This window comes from Nocardioides sp. Soil796 (assembly GCF_001429525.1).
Lineage (GTDB): Bacteria > Actinomycetota > Actinomycetes > Propionibacteriales > Nocardioidaceae > Nocardioides.
On the sequence record NZ_LMSQ01000006.1, the window covers coordinates 1 to 1,190 of the forward strand.

Genomic DNA, 1,190 nt, shown 5'->3' on the forward strand with positions numbered 1-1,190 from the left:
GGGAGACTGTGAAACGGCGACGCCAGTTGTCGTGGAGTCAACGTTGAAATACCACTCTGGTCGTACTAGATATCTAACCTAGGTCCATTATCTGGATCAGGGACAGTGCCTGATGGGTAGTTTAACTGGGGCGGTTGCCTCCTAAAATGTAACGGAGGCGCTCAAAGGTTCCCTCAGCCTGGTTGGCAATCAGGTTTCGAGTGTAAGTGCACAAGGGAGCTTGACTGTGAGAGTGACAACTCGAGCAGGGACGAAAGTCGGAACTAGTGATCCGGCGCTGGCATGTGGAAGCGGCGTCGCTCAACGGATAAAAGGTACCCCGGGGATAACAGGCTGATCTTCCCCAAGAGTCCATATCGACGGGATGGTTTGGCACCTCGATGTCGGCTCGTCGCATCCTGGGGCTGGAGTAGGTCCCAAGGGTTGGGCTGTTCGCCCATTAAAGCGGCACGCGAGCTGGGTTTAGAACGTCGTGAGACAGTTCGGTCCCTATCCGCCGCGCGCGCAGGAAACTTGAGAAAGGCTGTCCCTAGTACGAGAGGACCGGGATGGACGAACCTCTGGTGTGCCAGTTGTTCCGCCAGGAGCACGGCTGGTTAGCTACGTTCGGAAGTGATAACCGCTGAATGCATCTAAGCGGGAAGCACGTTTCAAGATGAGGTTTCCCACCGGGTTAACCGGGTAAGGTCCCCAGTAGACTACTGGGTTGATAGGCCGGAGGTGTACAGCAGCAATGCCTAGCCGACCGGTACTAATAGACCGAGGGCTTGTCCCTCAAAGATGTTGCGCGTCCACTGTGTGGTTCCCGAGTTACGGTCGGGAACCTTGAGTTCCGAACCATAGCTCCCTTTCGGGGAGATGGTTCGGGGCGAATTGGTTTGATCTAACTCCATAGAGTTTCGGCGGCCATAGCGATGGGGAAACACCCGGCTCCATTCCGAACCCGGAAGTTAAGCCCTTCAGCGCCGATGGTACTGCAACCGGGAGGTTGTGGGAGAGTAGGACGTCGCCGGACATTACTTTGTAGAGGCCACCTCATTTGAGGTGGCCTCTACGCATTTGTCCACCTAACCTTGGATCCCCAGGGTTGGTCACCGCCGAAAGGATTCCCCTGCCATGGCCGAGAACACTCCGCGCCGCAATGACCGCCGCCCCAACACCAGCGGCAACAACAGCGGCGGCGGCAACGG

The 1,190-nt window shown here is 57.0% G+C and carries 2 rRNA genes; both read left to right on the forward strand.

What is annotated here, in order from left to right:
• Window positions 1-775, forward strand: a 23S ribosomal RNA gene (locus ASH02_RS03890); the annotation flags it as partial.
• A gap of 123 nt (window positions 776-898) precedes the next feature.
• Window positions 899-1,015 (forward strand): 5S ribosomal RNA (gene rrf, locus ASH02_RS03895).
• The last annotated feature ends 175 nt before the right edge of the window (window positions 1,016-1,190 follow it).